This window comes from Polaromonas sp. P3_B1, from assembly GCF_056402935.1.
Window position 1 is genome coordinate 33938 of sequence record NZ_JBFUGK010000018.1, and the last position, 17410, is coordinate 51347.

The 17410-nt window shown below is 65.7% G+C and carries 17 protein-coding genes; 6 read left to right on the forward strand and 11 right to left on the reverse strand.

Features of this window, described 5'->3' with window-relative positions; translation table 11 throughout:
- The first annotated feature begins 47 nt into the window (after positions 1-47).
- The 3 genes from AC1DXS_RS12255 to mtgA are packed head-to-tail and all read left to right on the forward strand — an operon-like array spanning position 48 to position 2493.
- A complete protein-coding gene (locus AC1DXS_RS12255; RefSeq protein WP_477737763.1) occupies positions 48-899 on the forward strand; it encodes a TonB family protein in 852 nt (283 codons plus the stop codon).
- A gap of 29 nt (positions 900-928) precedes the next feature.
- Positions 929-1768 (forward strand): shikimate dehydrogenase, encoded by an 840-nt coding sequence (aroE, locus tag AC1DXS_RS12260; RefSeq protein ID WP_477737764.1) that lies wholly within the window; start codon positions 929-931, stop codon positions 1766-1768.
- A complete protein-coding gene (gene mtgA, locus AC1DXS_RS12265; protein ID WP_477737765.1) occupies positions 1765-2493 on the forward strand; it encodes a monofunctional biosynthetic peptidoglycan transglycosylase in 729 nt (242 codons plus the stop codon). The genes aroE and mtgA overlap by 4 nt, the downstream gene beginning before the upstream one ends.
- A 27-nt stretch (positions 2494-2520) precedes the next feature.
- On the opposite strand, the gene AC1DXS_RS12270 is transcribed toward mtgA, so the two are convergent.
- Positions 2521-3747, reverse strand: a complete 1227-nt coding sequence (locus AC1DXS_RS12270) for a DUF7933 domain-containing protein (protein WP_477737766.1) — start codon at positions 3745-3747, stop codon at positions 2521-2523.
- Positions 3748-3859: 112 nt separating this feature from the next.
- Here AC1DXS_RS12270 and AC1DXS_RS12275 point away from each other — a divergent pair, with 112 nt between their 5' ends.
- From AC1DXS_RS12275 to ruvC, 3 genes are read left to right on the forward strand one after another with little or no spacing between them, the layout of a single operon-like run.
- Positions 3860-4471, forward strand: a complete 612-nt coding sequence (locus AC1DXS_RS12275) for a lysophospholipid acyltransferase family protein (RefSeq protein ID WP_477737767.1) — start codon at positions 3860-3862, stop codon at positions 4469-4471.
- Positions 4472-4490: 19 nt separating this feature from the next.
- The gene (locus AC1DXS_RS12280) at positions 4491-5471 is read left to right on the forward strand and encodes a phosphatidate cytidylyltransferase (RefSeq protein ID WP_477737768.1); all 981 of its coding nucleotides are present in this window, start codon (positions 4491-4493) and stop codon (positions 5469-5471) included.
- Between the two features lie 19 nt (positions 5472-5490).
- A complete protein-coding gene (gene ruvC / locus AC1DXS_RS12285) occupies positions 5491-6039 on the forward strand; it encodes a crossover junction endodeoxyribonuclease RuvC (protein ID WP_477737769.1) in 549 nt (182 codons plus the stop codon).
- Between the two features lie 9 nt (positions 6040-6048).
- On the opposite strand, the gene AC1DXS_RS12290 is transcribed toward ruvC, so the two are convergent.
- The 10 genes from AC1DXS_RS12290 to murD form a co-directional block, all read right to left on the reverse strand.
- Positions 6049-6225, reverse strand: coding sequence for a hypothetical protein (locus AC1DXS_RS12290; RefSeq protein ID WP_477737770.1), 177 nt, complete (start codon positions 6223-6225; stop codon positions 6049-6051).
- A gap of 33 nt (positions 6226-6258) precedes the next feature.
- Entirely contained in the window at positions 6259-7182 is a 924-nt protein-coding gene (lpxC, locus tag AC1DXS_RS12295; RefSeq protein WP_477737771.1) for a UDP-3-O-acyl-N-acetylglucosamine deacetylase, read from the reverse strand.
- Between the two features lie 238 nt (positions 7183-7420).
- Positions 7421-8653 carry a cell division protein FtsZ gene (ftsZ, locus tag AC1DXS_RS12300; protein ID WP_477737772.1) on the reverse strand — a complete coding sequence of 411 codons (1233 nt, stop codon included), beginning with the start codon at positions 8651-8653 and terminating at the stop codon, positions 7421-7423.
- Positions 8654-8802: 149 nt separating this feature from the next.
- A complete protein-coding gene (ftsA, locus tag AC1DXS_RS12305; protein WP_007864797.1) occupies positions 8803-10032 on the reverse strand; it encodes a cell division protein FtsA in 1230 nt (409 codons plus the stop codon).
- Between the two features lie 4 nt (positions 10033-10036).
- Positions 10037-10822 (reverse strand): cell division protein FtsQ/DivIB, encoded by a 786-nt coding sequence (locus AC1DXS_RS12310; RefSeq protein WP_477737822.1) that lies wholly within the window; start codon positions 10820-10822, stop codon positions 10037-10039.
- 14 nt (positions 10823-10836) lie between these two features.
- Complete coding sequence (locus tag AC1DXS_RS12315; RefSeq protein ID WP_477737773.1) at positions 10837-11814, reverse strand: D-alanine--D-alanine ligase; 978 nt, start codon at positions 11812-11814, stop codon at positions 10837-10839.
- Positions 11811-13220, reverse strand: coding sequence for a UDP-N-acetylmuramate--L-alanine ligase (murC, locus tag AC1DXS_RS12320; RefSeq protein ID WP_477737774.1), 1410 nt, complete (start codon positions 13218-13220; stop codon positions 11811-11813). The genes AC1DXS_RS12315 and murC overlap by 4 nt, the downstream gene beginning before the upstream one ends.
- Positions 13217-14299: an undecaprenyldiphospho-muramoylpentapeptide beta-N-acetylglucosaminyltransferase gene (murG, locus tag AC1DXS_RS12325; RefSeq protein WP_477737775.1), complete on the reverse strand. Its 1083-nt coding sequence runs from the start codon at positions 14297-14299 to the stop codon at positions 13217-13219. The genes murC and murG overlap by 4 nt, the downstream gene beginning before the upstream one ends.
- Positions 14296-15564, reverse strand: coding sequence for a putative lipid II flippase FtsW (ftsW, locus tag AC1DXS_RS12330; protein WP_477737776.1), 1269 nt, complete (start codon positions 15562-15564; stop codon positions 14296-14298). The genes murG and ftsW overlap by 4 nt, the downstream gene beginning before the upstream one ends.
- Positions 15561-17408: a UDP-N-acetylmuramoyl-L-alanine--D-glutamate ligase gene (gene murD, locus AC1DXS_RS12335; protein WP_477737777.1), complete on the reverse strand. Its 1848-nt coding sequence runs from the start codon at positions 17406-17408 to the stop codon at positions 15561-15563. Before murD ends, ftsW begins: the two co-directional genes overlap by 4 nt.
- Positions 17409-17410 lie beyond the last annotated feature (2 nt).

A 17410-nucleotide genomic window follows, 5' to 3' on the forward strand; every position in this document is an offset into this window, starting at 1 on the left:
GCGCCTTGATTGGCGCTGTTTTCAACCCATTCGCATTTGTAAACATAGTGTCAACAGGCCCTCGCACACTGCAAATCGCCCTGGGCGTGTCCATCGCCGTGCACGCGGTGTTGCTGACGGCACGTTTTGTCGACCCCGAGCGCTTTAACCGCGTGTTCCAGGACACCCCGCTCGAGGTGATCCTGGTCAACGCCAAGTCCAACGAAAAGCCCGACTTTGCCAAGGCGATCGCGCAGGCCTCGCTGGCCGGCGGCGGCGAGGCCGAAAAAGGCCGGGCCACCTCGCCCCTGCCGCCTTCGGCCCTGATGGAACTCGGCGACGCCACGGAAGACGCGCAGCGCAAGGTCGAGTCGCTGCAAGAGCAGCAGACCCAGTTGCTGGCGCAGATCAAAAAACAGCTGGCCTCCATGCCGCCGCCCGACCTGACACAGCCCTCCAACAGCCCGGCCCAAGCCGAACGCGAGGAAAAGCGCAAGCAGCTGGTGAAAATTCTGGCCGAGATCGAGCGCCGCATCAACGAAGAAAACGCGCGACCCAAAAAGCGCTACATCAGCCCGGCCACGCGCGAAGAGGTCTACGCCGTCTATTACGACGAGCTGCGCCGAAAAATTGAAGAAAAAGGCACCGTCAACTTCCCCGAGCAAGCCGGCAAAAAGCTGTACGGCGAGCTCACCATGATCGTCACCGTGAACTTCGACGGCACCGTGCTGGACACGGAAGTGGTGCAGACCTCGGGCAACCTGACGCTGGACCGGCGCGCCCAGAGCATCGTGCGCGGCACCGGGCCCTTTGGCCGCTTCAACGACGCCATGCGCCGCAAGGCCGACCAGATCGTCGTGGTGTCGCGCTTCAAGTTCACGCGCGACGACACGCTGGAAACCAAGCTCACCAGCCGCTGAAGCCGCGGCAAGCGTCACGTCATCACCTCATGGATCAGTACTACGTCCTGGGCAACCCGATCGCGCACAGCAAATCGCCACTGATCCACGCGCGCTTTGCTGAACTTACGGGGCAATCCCTGCAGTACGAGCGCCTGTTGGTGCCGCTTGAATCCTTCGCCTCTACACTGGCGCAACTGCAGCGTGACGGCGTCAAAGGCTGCAACGTCACCGTGCCTTTCAAGCTCGACGCCTTTGAAGCCGCCACCACGCGCAGCGACCGGGCGCAGCTCGCGCAGGCCGCCAACACCTTGCTGCTGCAGGGCGGCGCCGTCCATGCCGACAACACCGATGGCATCGGGCTGGTCAACGACATCCAGAACAACGCCGGCGTTTCGCTGGCCGGGCGCGACGTGCTACTGATAGGCGCGGGTGGCGCGGGCGCGGGCGCGCTGGCGCCGCTGCTGGCCGCAGGGCCACGCCGCCTGGTGGTTGTTAACCGCACACGGGCCAAAGCCGATGCGCTGGTCGAGCGCCACAAGACGCATGCGTCCATGAAAGAACTGCTGGAAAAAACAGAACTCCTCTCGGAAGATTTGCCGGGTTTGCAAGGAAGTTTTGACGCGGTCATCAACGCCAGCGCGAGCAGCCTGGCCGGCGCCGGCGTGCCTGTGGCCACCAGTGTGCTCAAGCCCGGTGCGCTGGCATACGACATGATGTATGGCACCGCCGCGGCAGGCTTCATGGCCTGGGCCCGCGACAACGGCGCCGTGCCGCGCGACGGACTGGGCATGCTGGTAGAGCAGGCCGCCGAGGCCTTCGAGCTGTGGCGCAAGGTGCGCCCGCCCTCGGCGCAGGTGCTGCAGGAAATGCGGGCACTGCTGGCATGAAGGCGCTGTTCAGGCTTGTCGGCCTGGGCCTGCTGGCCGGCCTGGCCTTGCAGCTATTTTTTGTGGCGCGCATCGCCGTGATGGCCGTGGTGGATCCGGAGTCAACCGCCTTCCAGCGCTCGGAAGCCTACCTGGTCGCGCGCAACACCGGCGCACTCAAATGGCGGCAGCAATGGGTGCCTTATAGCGCGCTGCCCGACAATCTCAAACGCGCGGTCATCGCATCCGAAGACGCCGGATTTGCCGAGCATGAGGGCGTGGACATGGAAGCGCTGGAAAAAGCCTGGGATAAAAACGCCAAGGCCCAACAACGCGCCGCGCAATCTCCCAACCGCCTGGCGCCCGCCAAACCGCCCAAGATCGTGGGCGGCTCCACCATCACGCAGCAGCTGGCCAAAAACCTGTTCCTGTCGGGCGAGCGCACGCTGTTGCGCAAAGGCCAAGAGCTGGTGCTGACCTTGCTGCTGGAGGCGCTGCTGGGCAAGGAACGCATCCTGGAGATTTACCTCAACAGCGTGGAATGGGGTGAAGGCATTTTCGGGGCCGAGGCAGCCGCCCAGCACTACTACCGCAAGCCCGCAGCCAAACTGAGCGCTTATGAATCCGCACGGCTGGCAGTCATGCTGCCGCGGCCCAAGTATTTTGAAACCCGGCCCAACTCAGGCTATCTGGCTTCGCGCGCCGGCACCATCGTGGCCCGTATGGGCGGCGTTGAACTGCCCTGAGGCCCCCACTCAGCCTGATGCGCCGTATCAGCGCTTGACCAGCAAGGAAGCAGTGCCGGCCTCCGTGTTGCGGCCCAGGTCGGTTTGCAGGCTACCCACCGGCGCGGTGCTGGTGTAGGTGCCGGCCGCCGCCGCGCGTACCTTGAGTGAGACCGCGCACCCGCCGTTGCGGATGTTCATGCCGGCGTCGATGGACACGGTGTTGCCGCCCGGCGCGGCATTGACCGTGCCCAGGCAATCGCCGCCCAGGCCCGCCGGCGTGGCCACTACCAGGCCCGGGGGCAAGGTCTGCGTAAAGGACGCGCTGAGCACGGCACGGCGCGGGCCGGGGCTGTTGAAATGCAGCTCCAGCGTGCTGGTGCCGCCGGGCGCGATCACAGGCGGCGTGAAAATCTGGTTGACCACGGGCGGGTTGGCCGCGTTGCCGGTCACCATCAGGTCGCGGACCTCGTGCACATTCTTCGCGCCGCCGGTGCTGCCGGCAACGCCCACGCTCAGCGCGGCGGGCGCCGCATAGGGAAAGTCCGCATTCGACAACAGCCGCCGGAAACCACCCGCCGGACCGTCACGCACATCGACGTTGACGGTGTAACCCACGCCCGCAGCCTTGGGTGAAAGCGTCATCACCACCTGGCGCGGCGCCGGGCGCGCTGCAGCCGCGGCCTGGTCCACATTGCCTGGCATGGCCGCGTGGGCAATAAACGGGTTGCCGGCCGCGGCAGGGCCGCGCAGCACCAGCGCCTGCGGCGCGCCGCCGGGCCCGCCGCCGCCGGAACAGTTGTCCGCCGGGCTGGAGAAATTGCCGTACTCGTCCAGCGCCAATGCCAGGTAACCCCCTGCGCCCTTGCAGTAGCCCAGGCCGCCGCCGGGCAGCGCTCCCGACATGTTCTGCGTGGCGTCATAGAGGAACACCGTGATGCCGTCCGCGCCCGGCACACCGCCGCCCCATGAGACATAGCTGAAGGAGAGCGTCACGCCGTTCTGCGCGCTGAAGCTGGCGCCGGTGTGGCGTGCATTGCCCTGCGCGCCGGTGGCGTTGCCCGTGAGCCTGAGCCAGCCAGCACCTTCGGCATCAGCGGCGGGGGCCGTCAGCGCGGCCGTGCCCGCCAAGGTCCAGCCCGGATCAAGGCTTGATGCTGAGAAGCGGCCATGGACCTGGAACTGGCCCCAGGCGGCGCATGACAGCATGAGGCACGCGCTGCCGGCAAGCCAGCGCGACGGAGTGAAAGACTTGAGCGCGAAAGGTTTCAACATCGGCGGCAGACGGTGGTTAGGGTTGGGGGGTGAACGGCGGGCTTGCCGGAATAGTCTAATGCAGGGTCCCACGCCCGCCAACCGGCCGTTGCGGGAACGTATCATCGGCACCATGCTTGCCAAAATCATGAGCCTTTTCCTGTTGGGGTTGATACGCGTCCTCACAGGCGCGCAGGCTCGCTGGCTGGGCTGCCCGCCCAAGGCCGAACAGCGCATTTATTTCGCCAACCATCAAAGCCACGCCGACCTGGTACTGATGTGGGCGGCCTTGCCCGAAGAGCTGCGCAGCATCACGCGCCCGATCGCTGCCAAGGACTACTGGACCAAAACGCCGTTCAAGAAGTGGATCACCACGGCGGTGTTCAACGCCATCTACGTGGACCGGGCCAAAACCGGCGACCAGGACCCGCTGGAGCCGCTGATCGAGGCGCTGACCCACGGCGACTCCATCATCCTGTTTCCCGAAGGCACGCGCGGCAATCACGAGGAGCCGCAAAAATTCAAGGCCGGCCTCTACAACCTGGCGCTCAAATTCCCCGGCGTGGTGCTGGTGCCGGCCTGGATCAACAACGTGCAGCGCGTGATGCCCAAGGGCGAAGTCGTGCCGGTCCCCATTCTGTGCTCGGTCACCTTCGGCGCGCCGATTGCGCTGGGCGCCGGCGAAGACCGCGGTGAATTCCTGGCCCGCGCGCGCCAGGCGGTGATGGACCTCAGGGAAACCTGACACAAGGCCTGGAATCCTGATGAACACTTTTTTGCGCAATCTCTCGCCCTCTCACCAGGTCGGGCTGCTGTTCGTGCTGGTATTCGGCATCCTGACGGCCTTCAGCGTGGCCGCGTTCGTGATGTCGCTCAAGGACACGCACGAGGACGACATCCACACCCAGAAGCTCAAGGAATTCAACGGCGTGCTGCGCACGTCCTGGTTGATGTCCACGGTGTTCTGGGTAGGCTGGACGCTGGGCGAAACCGTGGCCACGGTGCTGTTCGGCATGGTCGCGTTTTTCGCGCTGAGGGAGTTCATCACGCTCTCGCCGACGCGCCAAGGCGACCACCGCAGCCTGGTGCTGGCCTTTTTTGTGGTGCTTCCGGTGCAATTCGCGCTGGTGATCACGCGGCGCTTCGACCTGATCACCGTGTTCATCCCGGTCTACGTCTTCCTGGCGATTCCCGTGGTCAGCGCCCTCGCCGACGACCCGCAGCGCTTCCTGGAGCGCAACGCCAAGCTGCAGTGGGGCATCATGGTTTGCGTTTACGGCATCAGCCACGTACCCGCCCTGATGCTGCTGAAATTTCCGAACTACGAAGGCAAGAACGCCTTCCTCGTGTTCTTCCTGGTGTTCGTGGTGCAGAGCTGCATGATCGTGGAATACGTGGTCGGCCGCCGGCTGCAGCGCCCGCCCAGCGCGCCCAATGTGAGCAAGAGCTTCAACTGGACCAGTTGGCTGATCGCCGTCGTGGCGGCCAGCCTGCTGGGCGGCCTGCTCGCCGGCCTCACGCCCTTCAAGCCGGCACAGGCCGTGGCCATGGCATTCATTGCCTGCGTATCAGGCTCGCTGGGCCACCTGGTGATGAAGGCGCTCAAACGCGACCGCGGCATTCCCAACTGGGGCAAACGCGGCGTGGGCGTGACCGGCGCCAGCGGCCTGCTGGACCGGGTCGACGCGCTGTGCTTCGGCGCGCCCATCTTCTTCCATTCGGTCCGCTGGTATTTCGGCCTCTAAGCTCCAGCCTCTATCCGCCATGCGCATCCTAGGCATAGACCCCGGCCTGCAGACTTCCGGCTTCGGCGTGGTCGACGTGGACGGCCCCCACCTTCGCTACGTGGCCAGCGGCACCATCAAGACCACGCACCTGGAGCGCGCCGACCTGCCCGGCCGGCTCAAGGTACTCTTTGAGGGCGTGTGCGAAGTGGTGGAGCGCTACCAGCCCGACACGGCCTCGGTCGAAATCATTTTTGTCAACGTCAACCCGCAGGCCACCCTGCTGCTGGGCCAGGCGCGCGGCGCCTGCATCACCGCGCTGGTCTCGCGCGAACTGGCGGTGGCCGAATACACCGCCTTGCAGCTCAAGAAGGCCGTGGCGGGCTACGGCAAGGCCGGCAAGGCCGAGGTGCAGGAGATGGTGATGCGATTGCTCAAGCTGCCCTCGCTGCCCGGCAAGGACGCGGCCGATGCGCTGGGCCTGGCCATCACCCATGCCCACGTGGGCAGCGCCATGGCGCGGCTGGCGCAGGCCAGCGGCACGGGCGCAAAAATGACGGGAAATTACCGCGGTGGGCGTAGCCGCTGAAGGGCTCCGCTACGCAATGCGCTCAAGCACCAGCACCGCGAAAAAGCCGAACGCGGCAATGAGTGTCCACTTGAGGATGATGAGCCCGAAACGCTTGTAGCGCACCTGCCCGGTGCCCGCATAAAACATGAAGGCCACCACGGCGGCCAGCAAAAACAGCAGGATCAGCCAGCGAAACAGCAGCATGGGCGGCTCTTCTGACTCTGGGCTGTCGCGCCGCTACCAGGCGCGCGCCAATGTGGCAAAACCTCTGGGCGCTTTTTTCTCGTCTTCAAAGGTGACGACTTCGTAGGCATCCTTGTGCGCCAGCAACTCGCGCAGCAACTTGTTGTTCATCGCATGGCCGGAGCGAAACGCACTGTAGGCGGCCAGCATCGGCTTGCCCAGCAGGTACAGGTCGCCCATGGCGTCGAGGATCTTGTGCTTCACGAACTCGTCGTTGTAGCGCAGGCCGTCGCTGTTGAGCACCTTGTAGTCGTCCATCACGATGGCGTTGTCCAGCCCGCCGCCCAGAGCCAGGCCGTTGGCGCGCATCATCTCCACATCTTTGGTGAAGCCGAAGGTGCGGGCCCGCGCGATGTCGCGTGAATAAGCGCCCGAGCCCATGTCGAACTCCACACGCTGGCCGGTAGAGTCCACCGCCGGGTGGTCAAAATCAATCTCAAAGCTGAGCTTGTAGCCTTCATAAGGCGACAGGCGCGCCCACTTGGTGCTGGCGCCCTCGCCTTCGCGCACTTCCACCGGCTTGATGACGCGGATAAAACGCTTGGGCGCGTTCTGCAACTCGATGCCGGCCGACTGCAGCAAAAACACAAACGACGAAGCCGAGCCATCCAGGATAGGCACTTCTTCGGCCGTGATGTCGACGTAGAGATTGTCAATGCCCAGGCCGGCGCAGGCCGACATCAAATGTTCAACGGTATGCACCTTGGCGCTGCCGCTAGAGATGGTGGACGCCAGCCGCGTGTCCGTCACCGACTGCGCCGAAATCGCGATGTCCACCGGCTGCGGAAGGTCCACACGCCGAAACACGATGCCCGTGTCCGGCGCCGCGGGGCGCAAAGTCAATTCCACCCGCTGCCCGCTGTGCAGGCCCACGCCCACGGCTTTGGTCAGTGATTTAAGGGTTCTTTGGGCAAGCATCTTGCTCATTTTAGTTGGCCCAAGGCCATTTCAAGGGTAGGGGATAGCAATGCCGGGCATAGGCACAGTGCATTGGGCCCACAGGACACAGCGACGCGCGCCCGGCCCACTACCCGAAGTGATTAATCGAATGGAAAGCGTAGCGAGCGGGTCGAGGTTGCGCTGAGGAGCGGAGCCGTACTCAGGTACGGCGAGCACCACAAGCGCAAGATCGGCCCGCGCAGTAGCTTTACATCGATTAATCGGCTTGTTTGCGAAGGAAGGCTGGGATCTCGAAGTCGTCCATCCCGCCAGAAGCCAAAGCATCCACCTTCGCCGCCGCCTGCGTCCGATTAGTCCGCCACACACTGGGCACAGCCATGTTCCCGTAGTCCGGCTGGGCCGCACCCGTGGTCATCTGCGTCGTACCGCCGCCACCACCTGCCGTCGCATTCAGCGTAGGCACGTTGAAAGGCACGTTGTCGGTGCCGGTGCGCAGAACCTGCAGCGGTGGCGCATGGCGGCGCACGCCCTGGCGCGACAAACCCGTCGCGACCACGGTCACGCGGATCTCATCGCCCAGCTCGTCGTCATAGGCCGTGCCGTAGATCACGTGCGCATCGGGCGAGGCGTAAGCACGGATGGTGTTCATCGCGAGCTTGGATTCGCTCAGCTTGAGCGAGCCCTTGGCCGCGGAGATCAGCACCAGCACACCCTTGGCGCCGGACAGGTCGATGCCTTCAAGCAGCGGGCAGGCCACGGCCTGCTCGGCGGCGATGCGCGCGCGGTCAGGGCCGTTGGCCTTGGCGGTGCCCATCATGGCCTTGCCGGGCTCGCCCATCACGGTGCGCACGTCTTCGAAGTCGACGTTCACGTGGCCGGGCACGTTGATGATTTCGGCGATGCCGCCCACGGCGTTTTTCAACACGTCGTTGGCATGCGCGAAAGCCTCATCCTGCGTCACGTCGTCGCCCAGCACTTCGAGCAGCTTCTCGTTGAGCACCACGATCAGCGAGTCGACGTTGGCTTCGAGTTCGGCCAGGCCCAGGTCGGCGTTCGTCATGCGGCGGCCGCCTTCGAATTCGAAAGGCTTGGTCACCACGCCGACCGTCAGGATGCCCATCTCCTTGGCGATGCGCGCAATCACCGGCGCGGCGCCGGTGCCCGTGCCGCCGCCCATGCCGGCGGTGATGAACAGCATGTGCGCGCCGTCGATGGCGCTGCGGATGTCGTCCGCCGCCACTTCGGCGGCGTCGCGACCCTTGTCGGGCTTGCTGCCCGCGCCCAGGCCGCTGCTGCCCAGCTGGATGGTCTTGTGCGCGCTGCCGCGGCTGAGCGCCTGCGCGTCCGTGTTAGCGCAGATGAATTCGACGCCTTGCACGCCGCATTCGATCATGTGCCCGACGGCATTGCCGCCGCCGCCGCCGACACCGATCACCTTGATCTGTGTGCCCTGGTTGAATTCTTCGATTTCAATCATTTCGATGCTCATTGGGAGCCTCCTAATCAATAAACTGCAGTTGCCAATAATTGGAAATTTGTATTTATGGTTGACACGGCTGTCTCACGCAGGGGGATCCGCCCCGCCCGAATGCATGCAACGCGAGGGCCTGCCGATAAAAGTGGAATAGGTTTTCATGGTCAGAAGTTCCCCACAAACCAGTCTTTGACGCGGCCGAAGGCGTTGTGCACGCTGCCCGCCTTCTGCGACACCTTGTAGCCCCGCATGCGGGCCAGCCGGGCCTCTTCGAGCAGGCCCATGACGGTGGAGGCCCGCGCCTGCGCCACCATGTCCGACAGCGCGCTGGAGTAGCGCGGTATGCCGCGCCGCACCGGCTTGAGAAAAATGTCTTCGCCGAGTTCCACCATGCCGGGCATCACGGCGCTGCCGCCGGTGATGACGATGCCGGACGACAGCACCTCTTCATAACCCGATTCGCGTATCACCTGCTGGACCAGCGAGAAGATTTCCTCGATGCGCGGCTCGATGACGCCGGCCAGCGCCTGCTTGCTCAGCATGCGCGGACCGCGGTCGCCCAGGCCCGGGACCTCCACCTGGGTGTCGGGGTCGGCCAGCAGCTGCTTGGCATAGCCGCTTTCCACCTTGATATCCTCGGCGTCCTTGGTCGGCGTGCGCAGCGCCATGGCGATGTCGCTGGTGATCAGGTCGCCTGCGATCGGGATCACCGCGGTGTGCCGGATGGCGCCGCCGGTGAAAATCGCGACGTCGGTGGTGCCTGCGCCGATGTCGACCAGCGCGACGCCGAGTTCCTGCTCGTCCTGCGTGAGCACCGCCAGGCTGGAGGCCAGCGGGTTGAGCATCAGCTGGTCCACTTCCAGGCCGCAGCGCCGCACGCACTTGATGATGTTCTCGGCCGCGCTCTGCGCGCCGGTCACGATGTGCACTTTGGCTTCCAGGCGTATGCCGCTCATGCCGATAGGCTCGCGCACGTCCTGGCCGTCGATGACGAATTCCTGCGGCTCGACCAGCAGCAGGCGTTGGTCGGTCGAGATATTGATGGCCTTGGCCGTCTCGATCACGCGCGCCACGTCGGCCTGGGTGACTTCCTTGTCCTTGACCGCCACCATGCCGCTGGAGTTGATGCCGCGTATGTGGCTGCCGGTAATGCCAGTGTAGACGCGGGCGATCTTGCAGTCGGCCATCAGTTCGGCCTCTTTGAGGGCCTGCTGGATGCTCTGCACCGTGGCGTCGATGTTGACCACCACGCCGCGCTTCAAGCCATTGCTGGACGCGATGCCCAGGCCCGCGAGCTTGAGTTCGCCGCCCGGCATGACCTCGGCCACCACGGCCATGACCTTGCTGGTGCCGATGTCCAGCCCAACCACCAGATCCTTGTATTCCTTGGCCATATGTTTACCTTTTTTTCTTTCCGTCTTCTTTGTCGGCGGGGCTGCCCGTGGTCACGCCCCTGAGCCTGATCGCATAACCGTTGCCGTAACGCAGATCGGCGGACTCCAGGTCCCGCCCGTAGCGCGACGACACCTGCGTCACCGTGGCGATAAAACGCCGCGTGCGCGCCTCGATTTCGGGCAGCGAGCCGTGGCCGAGTTCGATCACGGCGCCGCTGTCGAGCTGCGCGCGCCAGCCCCCCTGGCCGCTGAGCTGCAGTTGCTCCAGCGTGGCGTCCGTCTCGTCGAACAAGGGGCCCAATGTCTGGTAGGCCTGCAGCACCAGCGGCGCCTGCCCCGGCGGGCCGTTCAGCAGCGGCAGGTCTTCCGACTCCACGTCGCCCTGGTTGGCTTCGAACACTTCGCCAAAATTGTTGACCAGCCGCGCGTCGCCCTCGGCGCCCCAGAAGGCCACCGGTTTGTGCTCCTGCAGCACCACCTTGAGACGGTTCGGGAATTCGCGCTGCACCAGCGCCCGCCGCACCCAGGGCACGGACTCGAACACCGCGCGCGTGGCGGCCAGGTCCACCGTGAAAAAATTGCCCGCCAGGCGCGGCGCCACGTTGGCGCGCAGGGTGACCGCGTTGTTGTGCATCAAATCGCCCTGCACGCGGATGGCGCTCAGGCTGAACAACGACTGGCGCAGCACCCAGGCGACGCCCAGGGCCACGACCATGGCGGCAAACGCCAGGCCCAGGACCACCGAGAAGGTGTTCATGAGCTTGACGTCCAGCGGCATGGCGATGGGCATGGGCGTTCTGCGCTTCAAATGGCGCCTCCCCCTTGTTTCTGGTGGTCCAGCGTGGCGGTCTTGAGCACCTCGACGCACAGGTCTTCGTACGAGATGCCGGCCGCGCGCGCGGACATGGGCACCAGCGAGTGGCCGGTCATGCCGGGCGAGGTGTTGATCTCCAGCAGGTAGGGCTTGCGCGTGGCCTTGTCGATCATCACGTCGGCGCGCGCCCAGCCGCGGCAATTGAGGGTGCGGAAAGCGTCCAGCACCAGCTGCTGGATGACGGCCTCTTCACCCTCGGGAAGCCCGCAGGGCACCAGGTACTGCGTGGTGTCGGTGAAATACTTGTTCTGGTAGTCGTAGTTGCCGTCCGGCGCGACGATGCGTATCACCGGCAGCGCATGCGCGCCGGCGCCGGTTCCCAGCACCGGGCAGGTGACTTCGTCGCCGCTGATGAACTGCTCGCACAACACATCGGCATCGAGCTTTTCAGCCTGCGCGACCGCTTCGGCCATGGCATCCCGGCTGGTGACCTTGGTCAAGCCTATGGAAGAACCTTCGCGCGCGGGTTTGACAATCAGCGGCAGCCCCAGCGCGTCGGGCACGGCGGCAATGTCGGCCGCGCCGTAGGCGCCGCGGCGCAGCAAACGGTACTGGGGCGTGGGCAGTCCTTCCGAAATCATCACGCGCTTGGTCATGACCTTGTCGATGGCCATGCTGGAGGCCATGACGCCCGAGCCGGTGTAGGGAATGCCCAGCAACTCCAGCGCGCCCTGCACCGTGCCGTCTTCACCGAAGCGGCCGTGCAAGGCAATGAAGCAGCGCTCAAAGCCTTCTTTCTTGAGTTCGGCGAGGTCGCGCTCCGCCGGGTCGAAGGCATGGGCGTCCACGCCGCGCGAACGCAGCGCCTTGAGCACGCCGCCGCCCGACATCAGCGAGACCTCGCGCTCGGCCGACTGGCCGCCCATGAGGACAGCGACCTTGCCGAAATTGGGAGAGTTCTGTTTCATGCCCGCGGTCCTTCCAGCATCTCGGCCACCCTGGCCGGCACCTGGCCTATGGAGCCGGCGCCCATGCACATCAAGACATCGCCGCCCAGGGCGTTGTCCACAATCGCCTGCGGCATGGCCTCGATCTCGTCCACAAAGACGGGCTCGACCTTGCCGGACACGCGCAGCGCGCGGGCCAGCGAACGGCCGTCGGCCGCCACGATGGGCGCCTCGCCGGCGGCATAGACCTCGGACAGCAGCACAGCGTCGGCCTGGCCTATCACCTTGACGAAATCCTCAAAACAGTCGCGCGTGCGCGTGTAGCGATGCGGCTGGAAGGCCAGCACCAGGCGCCGGCCCGGAAAGGCGCCGCGCGCGGCGGCCAGCGTCGCGGCCATCTCGACCGGGTGATGGCCGTAGTCTTCGATCACGGTGAAATGACCACCGCCCTTGGCCGGCATGTCGCCGTAGCTCTGGAAGCGCCGACCCACGCCGCGGAATTCGGCCAGCGCTTTTTGCACCGCCGCGTCGGGCACGTTAAGTTCGACCGCGACGGCGATCGCCGACAGCGCATTGAGCACGTTGTGTTCGCCCGCCAGGTTGAGCACCACTTCCAGGTCGGGCAGGGTGACACCGTTGCGCCGTTGCGCCGTGAAATGCATTTGCGCGCCCACAGGCCGAACGTTGACGGCGCGCACCTGCGCGTCTTCGCCGAAACCGTAGCTGGTGATGGGGCAGGAAACCTGGGGCACGATGTCGCGCACGGCCGGGTCGTCGGTGCACAGGATGGCCGTGCCGTAAAACGGCATGCGGTGCAGGAAGTCGACAAAGGCTTTTTTGAGGTTGCCGAAATCGTGGCCGTAGGTCTCCATGTGGTCGGCATCGATGTTGGTGACGACGGCCATCACGGGCAGCAGGTTCAGGAAGGATGCGTCGGACTCGTCGGCCTCAACCACGATGTAGTCGCCCGAGCCGAGCTTGGCGTTGGCGCCCGCGCTGTTCAGGCGCCCGCCGATCACAAAAGTCGGGTCCAGGCCGCCTTCGGCCAGCACGCTGGCCACCAGGCTGGTGGTGGTGGTTTTGCCGTGCGTCCCGGCGATGGCGATGCCCTGCTTGAGGCGCATCAACTCAGCCAGCATCAACGCGCGCGGCACCACGGGAATGCGCTTTTCACGCGCCGCCAGCACCTCGGGGTTGTCGGGCTGCACCGCGGTGGAAGTCACCACCGCATCGACCATGGCGAGGTTGCCCGCCGCGTGGCCGACAAAGGTCTTGATGCCGAGCTTGGCCAGGCGCTGCAAGGTGGCGCTGTCCGACAGGTCGGAGCCGGAGATGGCGTAACCCAGGTTGTGCAGCACCTCGGCAATGCCGGACATGCCGGCGCCGCCCAGACCGATAAAGTGAATATTCTTGATTGCGTGCTTCATTTCGCCAGTTCCTCGCAGGCGGCCACCACAAGGGCGGTGGCATCGGTTTTTTGCATGGTTTTCGCCTGCAGGGCGCGCTCCAGGAGGGTGTAGCGCCCCGTGGTTTTCAGGATGTTGGCCAGCTTCTGCGGCGTGAGGTCGCGCTGCTGAATCAACCAGCCGCCGCCCTGGTCCACCAGGAACTTCGCGTTGGCGGTCTGGTGGTCGTCCACCGCGGCCGGGAAGGGCACAAACAGCGCGGCGGCGCCCACGGCGGCGATCTCGGTCACCGTGCTGGCGCCGGCGCGGCAGATGATGAGGTCGGCATCGGCAAAGGCCTGGGCCGTGTCTTCGATAAAGGGCGTGAGCTCGGCCTTCACGCCGGCGGCCGCGTAATTGGCGCGCAATTCGTCGATCTGCTGGGCGCCGCTCTGGTGCGTGACCTGCGGGCGCTCGCCGGCGGGAATCAGCGCCAGCGCCTTGGGTACGAGTTCATTGAGTCCGCGCGCACCCAGGCTTCCGCCCACCACCAGCAGCTTGAGCGGGCCGCCCCGGTCGGCAAAACGCTCAACCGGCCCGGGCTGGCGCGTGAAGGCCGGCCGCAGCGGGTTGCCTATCCATTCGCCCTTGCGGAACACGTTGGGGAAAGCCGTGAAGACGCGGTCGGCCACGCCGGCCAGCACCTTGTTGACCATGCCGGCGACCGAGTTCTGCTCATGCAGCACCAGCGGCTTGCCGAGCAGCACGCTCATCATGCCGGCCGGAAAACTGATGTAACCGCCCAGGCCCACCACCACGTCAGGCTTGACGCGGCGCACCACCTGGATGCTTTGCCAGAAGGCCTTGAGCAGACGCAGCGGCAGCAACACCAGCGTCGCCGGCCCTTTGCCGCGCACGCCGGAAAAATCGATGTGCTCAAATGCGAAACCGCGCGGCGGCACCAACTGGCTTTCCATGCTGGGCCGGCTCGCGCTGCCCAGGCCGCCCAGCCAGTGCACGCGCCAGCCGCGTTCACGCAGGGCTTCGGCCACGGCCAGGCCCGGGAAGATGTGGCCGCCGGTTCCGCCGGCCATCACAAGAGCGCAGTGTTGCTTGCTCATGCGCGCCCTCCCCTCATCAGGGTGCGATTCTCAAAATCGATGCGCAGCACCACCGCCAGCGCAACCAGGTTCATCAGAATCGCCGAGCCGCCGTAACTCATCAAGGGCAGGGTCAGCCCCTTGGTCGGCAAGGCACCCAGGTTCACGCCGATGTTGATAAAGGTCTGGAAGCCCATCCAGATGCCCACGCCCTGCGCGACCAGGCCGGCGAAGAGGCGGTCCAGCGCGATCGACTGGCGGCCTATGTGCATGATGCGGCGCGTCATCCACATGAAGAGCCCGATCACCGCCAGCACGCCGAGCAGGCCGAACTCCTCGCCGATGACGGCCATCAGGAAGTCGGTGTGCGCTTCGGGCAGCCAGTGCAGCTTTTCAATGCTGCCGCCCAGGCCCACGCCGAAGATCTCGCCGCGGCCGAAGGCGATCAGCGAGTGGGAGAGCTGGTAGCCCTTGCCCATGGAATATTTGTCGCTCCAGGGATCGAGGTAGGCAAAAATCCGCTCGCGCCGCCATTCGCTGAGCATGACCATCAGGCTGAAGGCCACCACCACCACGGCCGCGATGACAAAAAACATGCGCGCATTGACGCCGCCCAGGAACAGGATGCCCATGGCGATGACGGAGATCACCATGAAGGCCCCCATGTCGGGCTCGGCCAGCAGCAAGAGGCCGACGATGGCGATGGCGACGGCCATGGGCATCACGGCGCGGAAGAAGCGCTCCTTGACTTCCATCTTGCGCACCATGTAGTCGGCCGCATACAGCAGCACCGCGAACTTCGCGAGCTCCGAAGGCTGGAAGTTCATGATGCCCAGCGATATCCAGCGGCGGGCGCCGTTGACGCCCTTGCCGATGAAGGGCACCAGCACCAGGATCAGCAACAGCAGGGAAATGACGAACATCCACGGCGCGAGCTTCTCCCAGGTTGCGAGCGGCACCTGGAAAGCCAGCACGGCGACGATGAAGGCAACCACCAGCGACACCACGTGGCGCACCACGAAATGGGTGTGTGCGTAGCGTGCGAACTTCGGGTTGTCGGGCATGGCCACGGAGGCCGAATACACCATGATCAGACCCCACATCAGCAGGGCCACCGTGACCCAGAGCAGCGCCTGGTCAAAGCCGGCCATGCGCACGGGCGGCGCCGCCAGCGTGCGCGACAGGCTTTGCCCTCCCAGCCGCACCGGCAACGCGTCGGCAGCGGCCTTCCCGAAGCCGGAGAACCAGCCCGAGAATTTGCCGGAGAGGCGCGCCGCAGCCGTCACAGCATCTCCCCCTGGTCACGGGCCAGCGCCTGCACCGCATCGCAAAAGACGCGCGCGCGGTGCTCATAGTTGTCGAACATGTCGAAGCTGGCGCAGGCCGGCGACATCAGCACGGCGTCGCCGGTCTGGGCCTGCTGGGCCGCCAGCGTGACGGCTTCTTCCATGGAAGCGGCGTCGAACATCGGGATGTTGCGCGGCAGGACTTCCTTGATCAGCGGCGCGTCACGCCCTATCAGCACCACGGCACGCACATGGCGCTGCACGGGGTCGGCCAGCGGCGAAAAGTCCTGCCCCTTGCCTTCGCCGCCGAGGATGAGTACCAGCTTGCGCTCCAGGCCCAGCCCGGTGAGCGCCGCCACGGTGGCGCCCACGTTGGTGCCCTTGCTGTCGTCGAAGTACTCGATGTCCTTGACCACGGCCACCGATTCCACGCGGTGCGGCTCCCCGCGGTACTCGCGCAGGCCGTGCAGCATGGGCGCCAGGGTGCAGCCCGCGGCCACGGCCAGGCCCAGCGCCGCCAGGGCGTTGGTGGCGTTGTGCCGCCCGCGTATGCGCAAGGCCTCAATAGGCATCAGGCGCTGTATGTGCAGCTCCACCTCCTCATCCTTGCGGCGCTTGATGGTTTCGTCGGCCTCTGCCGCGCGCACCAGCCAGGTCATGCCGTTGACGGTTTCAATGCCGTAGTCGCCGGGTCGTTGCGGCTCGCCGGCGCCGAAGGTGGCATGGGGGCGCAGCTGCGGCGCTTTCAGGCGCACCTTGACGGGCGGCGGCAGCATGGCCATCACGCGCGGGTCGTCGCGGTTGAGCAGCATGAAAGTACTGTTGCCGAACACCTTGGCTTTGGCCGCGACGTAGGCGTCCATGTCGCCGTGCCAGTCGAGGTGGTCCTGCGTGATGTTGAGCACCACGGCGGCCGTCGGCTCAAAGCCCTGCACGTCGGCCAGCTGGAAGCTGGACAGCTCCAGCACCCAGACCTGGGGCAGGGTTTCGGCAGCCATGTGGGCCGACAGCGTGTCCAGCAAGGTCGGGCCTATGTTGCCGGCCACGGCCACGGTTTTTCCGGCGCGCTGCACCAGCTGGCCCAGCAGCGAAGTCACCGTGGTCTTGCCGTTGGTGCCGGTGATGGCCAGCACCGACGGCCGGTAGCCCGGTTCGGGTTCGACCTGGGCCATTGCCAGCAGGGCGGGCAGCGCCGATTCTTCGCCGGCTTCGTCTGCGATGGGCATGGCGTCTGCGGTAATCGGTGCGCTGGCTTCATGCGTGTCGCCTGAGGCCTCAGCCGCCATGGCTGCCTGGCCTTCGGGCGCATCTGGCACGTCGCCAGCCTCAGCTGGCAAGGCGCCGTCATCGAGCGCCGCGGTCGCTTCGGGCTCATCGGGCGCATCGGGAACAACAGGCGCAACTGGTAGAGGCGCCTCAGCTGATGCTTCGGGAGATGCAGGTGCTTCGGCGGATGCCTCGGCCGTTTCAGCGACTTCATCGGCCTCCACTACCGGCGGCTCACGCAAATCGGCCAAGGCCCGCGCGAACAGATCGAGCTCACCGCCCACCGGCAAGCCCATGGCACGCGCAGCATCGGCCACGGGCGCGATGGTCTCGGGTGTCAGGCCGGGGGAGCGGTAAACGGCGCGCACCGCCGTGCCTTGCACCAGCTCGGGCGTAAAGGCGCCGCCGACAAATGCGACGCCCGGCAATTCCTCACGCAGCGTGGCCAGTAAGGGCGGCGCTTCGCGCGTGTCTGCGACCGTCACATGCGCCCCATGGCGCGCGCACCAGCGCGCCATCGCCAGGCCGGACGCACCCAGGCCCAGGATCAATACGGTTTGGTCTTGTAAGTGCCGCATGC

Excerpts from the sequence above, each read along its gene's own strand:
- aroE (WP_477737764.1), top strand. The coding sequence starts at position 929 with ATGGATCAGTACTACGTCCTGGGCAACCCGATCGCGCACAGCAAATCG.
- mtgA (WP_477737765.1), top strand. The coding sequence starts at position 1,765 with ATGAAGGCGCTGTTCAGGCTTGTCGGCCTGGGCCTGCTGGCCGGCCTG.
- AC1DXS_RS12270 (WP_477737766.1), bottom strand. The coding sequence starts at position 3,747 with ATGTTGAAACCTTTCGCGCTCAAGTCTTTCACTCCGTCGCGCTGGCTT.
- AC1DXS_RS12275 (WP_477737767.1), top strand. The coding sequence starts at position 3,860 with ATGCTTGCCAAAATCATGAGCCTTTTCCTGTTGGGGTTGATACGCGTC.
- AC1DXS_RS12280 (WP_477737768.1), top strand. The coding sequence starts at position 4,491 with ATGAACACTTTTTTGCGCAATCTCTCGCCCTCTCACCAGGTCGGGCTG.
- ruvC (WP_477737769.1), top strand. The coding sequence starts at position 5,491 with ATGCGCATCCTAGGCATAGACCCCGGCCTGCAGACTTCCGGCTTCGGC.
- AC1DXS_RS12290 (WP_477737770.1), bottom strand. The coding sequence starts at position 6,225 with ATGCTGCTGTTTCGCTGGCTGATCCTGCTGTTTTTGCTGGCCGCCGTG.
- lpxC (WP_477737771.1), bottom strand. The coding sequence starts at position 7,182 with ATGCTTGCCCAAAGAACCCTTAAATCACTGACCAAAGCCGTGGGCGTG.
- ftsZ (WP_477737772.1), bottom strand. The coding sequence starts at position 8,653 with ATGAGCATCGAAATGATTGAAATCGAAGAATTCAACCAGGGCACACAG.
- ftsA (WP_007864797.1), bottom strand. The coding sequence starts at position 10,032 with ATGGCCAAGGAATACAAGGATCTGGTGGTTGGGCTGGACATCGGCACC.
- AC1DXS_RS12310 (WP_477737822.1), bottom strand. The coding sequence starts at position 10,822 with ATGCCCATCGCCATGCCGCTGGACGTCAAGCTCATGAACACCTTCTCG.
- AC1DXS_RS12315 (WP_477737773.1), bottom strand. The coding sequence starts at position 11,814 with ATGAAACAGAACTCTCCCAATTTCGGCAAGGTCGCTGTCCTCATGGGC.
- murC (WP_477737774.1), bottom strand. The coding sequence starts at position 13,220 with ATGAAGCACGCAATCAAGAATATTCACTTTATCGGTCTGGGCGGCGCC.
- murG (WP_477737775.1), bottom strand. The coding sequence starts at position 14,299 with ATGAGCAAGCAACACTGCGCTCTTGTGATGGCCGGCGGAACCGGCGGC.
- murD (WP_477737777.1), bottom strand. The coding sequence starts at position 17,408 with ATGCGGCACTTACAAGACCAAACCGTATTGATCCTGGGCCTGGGTGCG.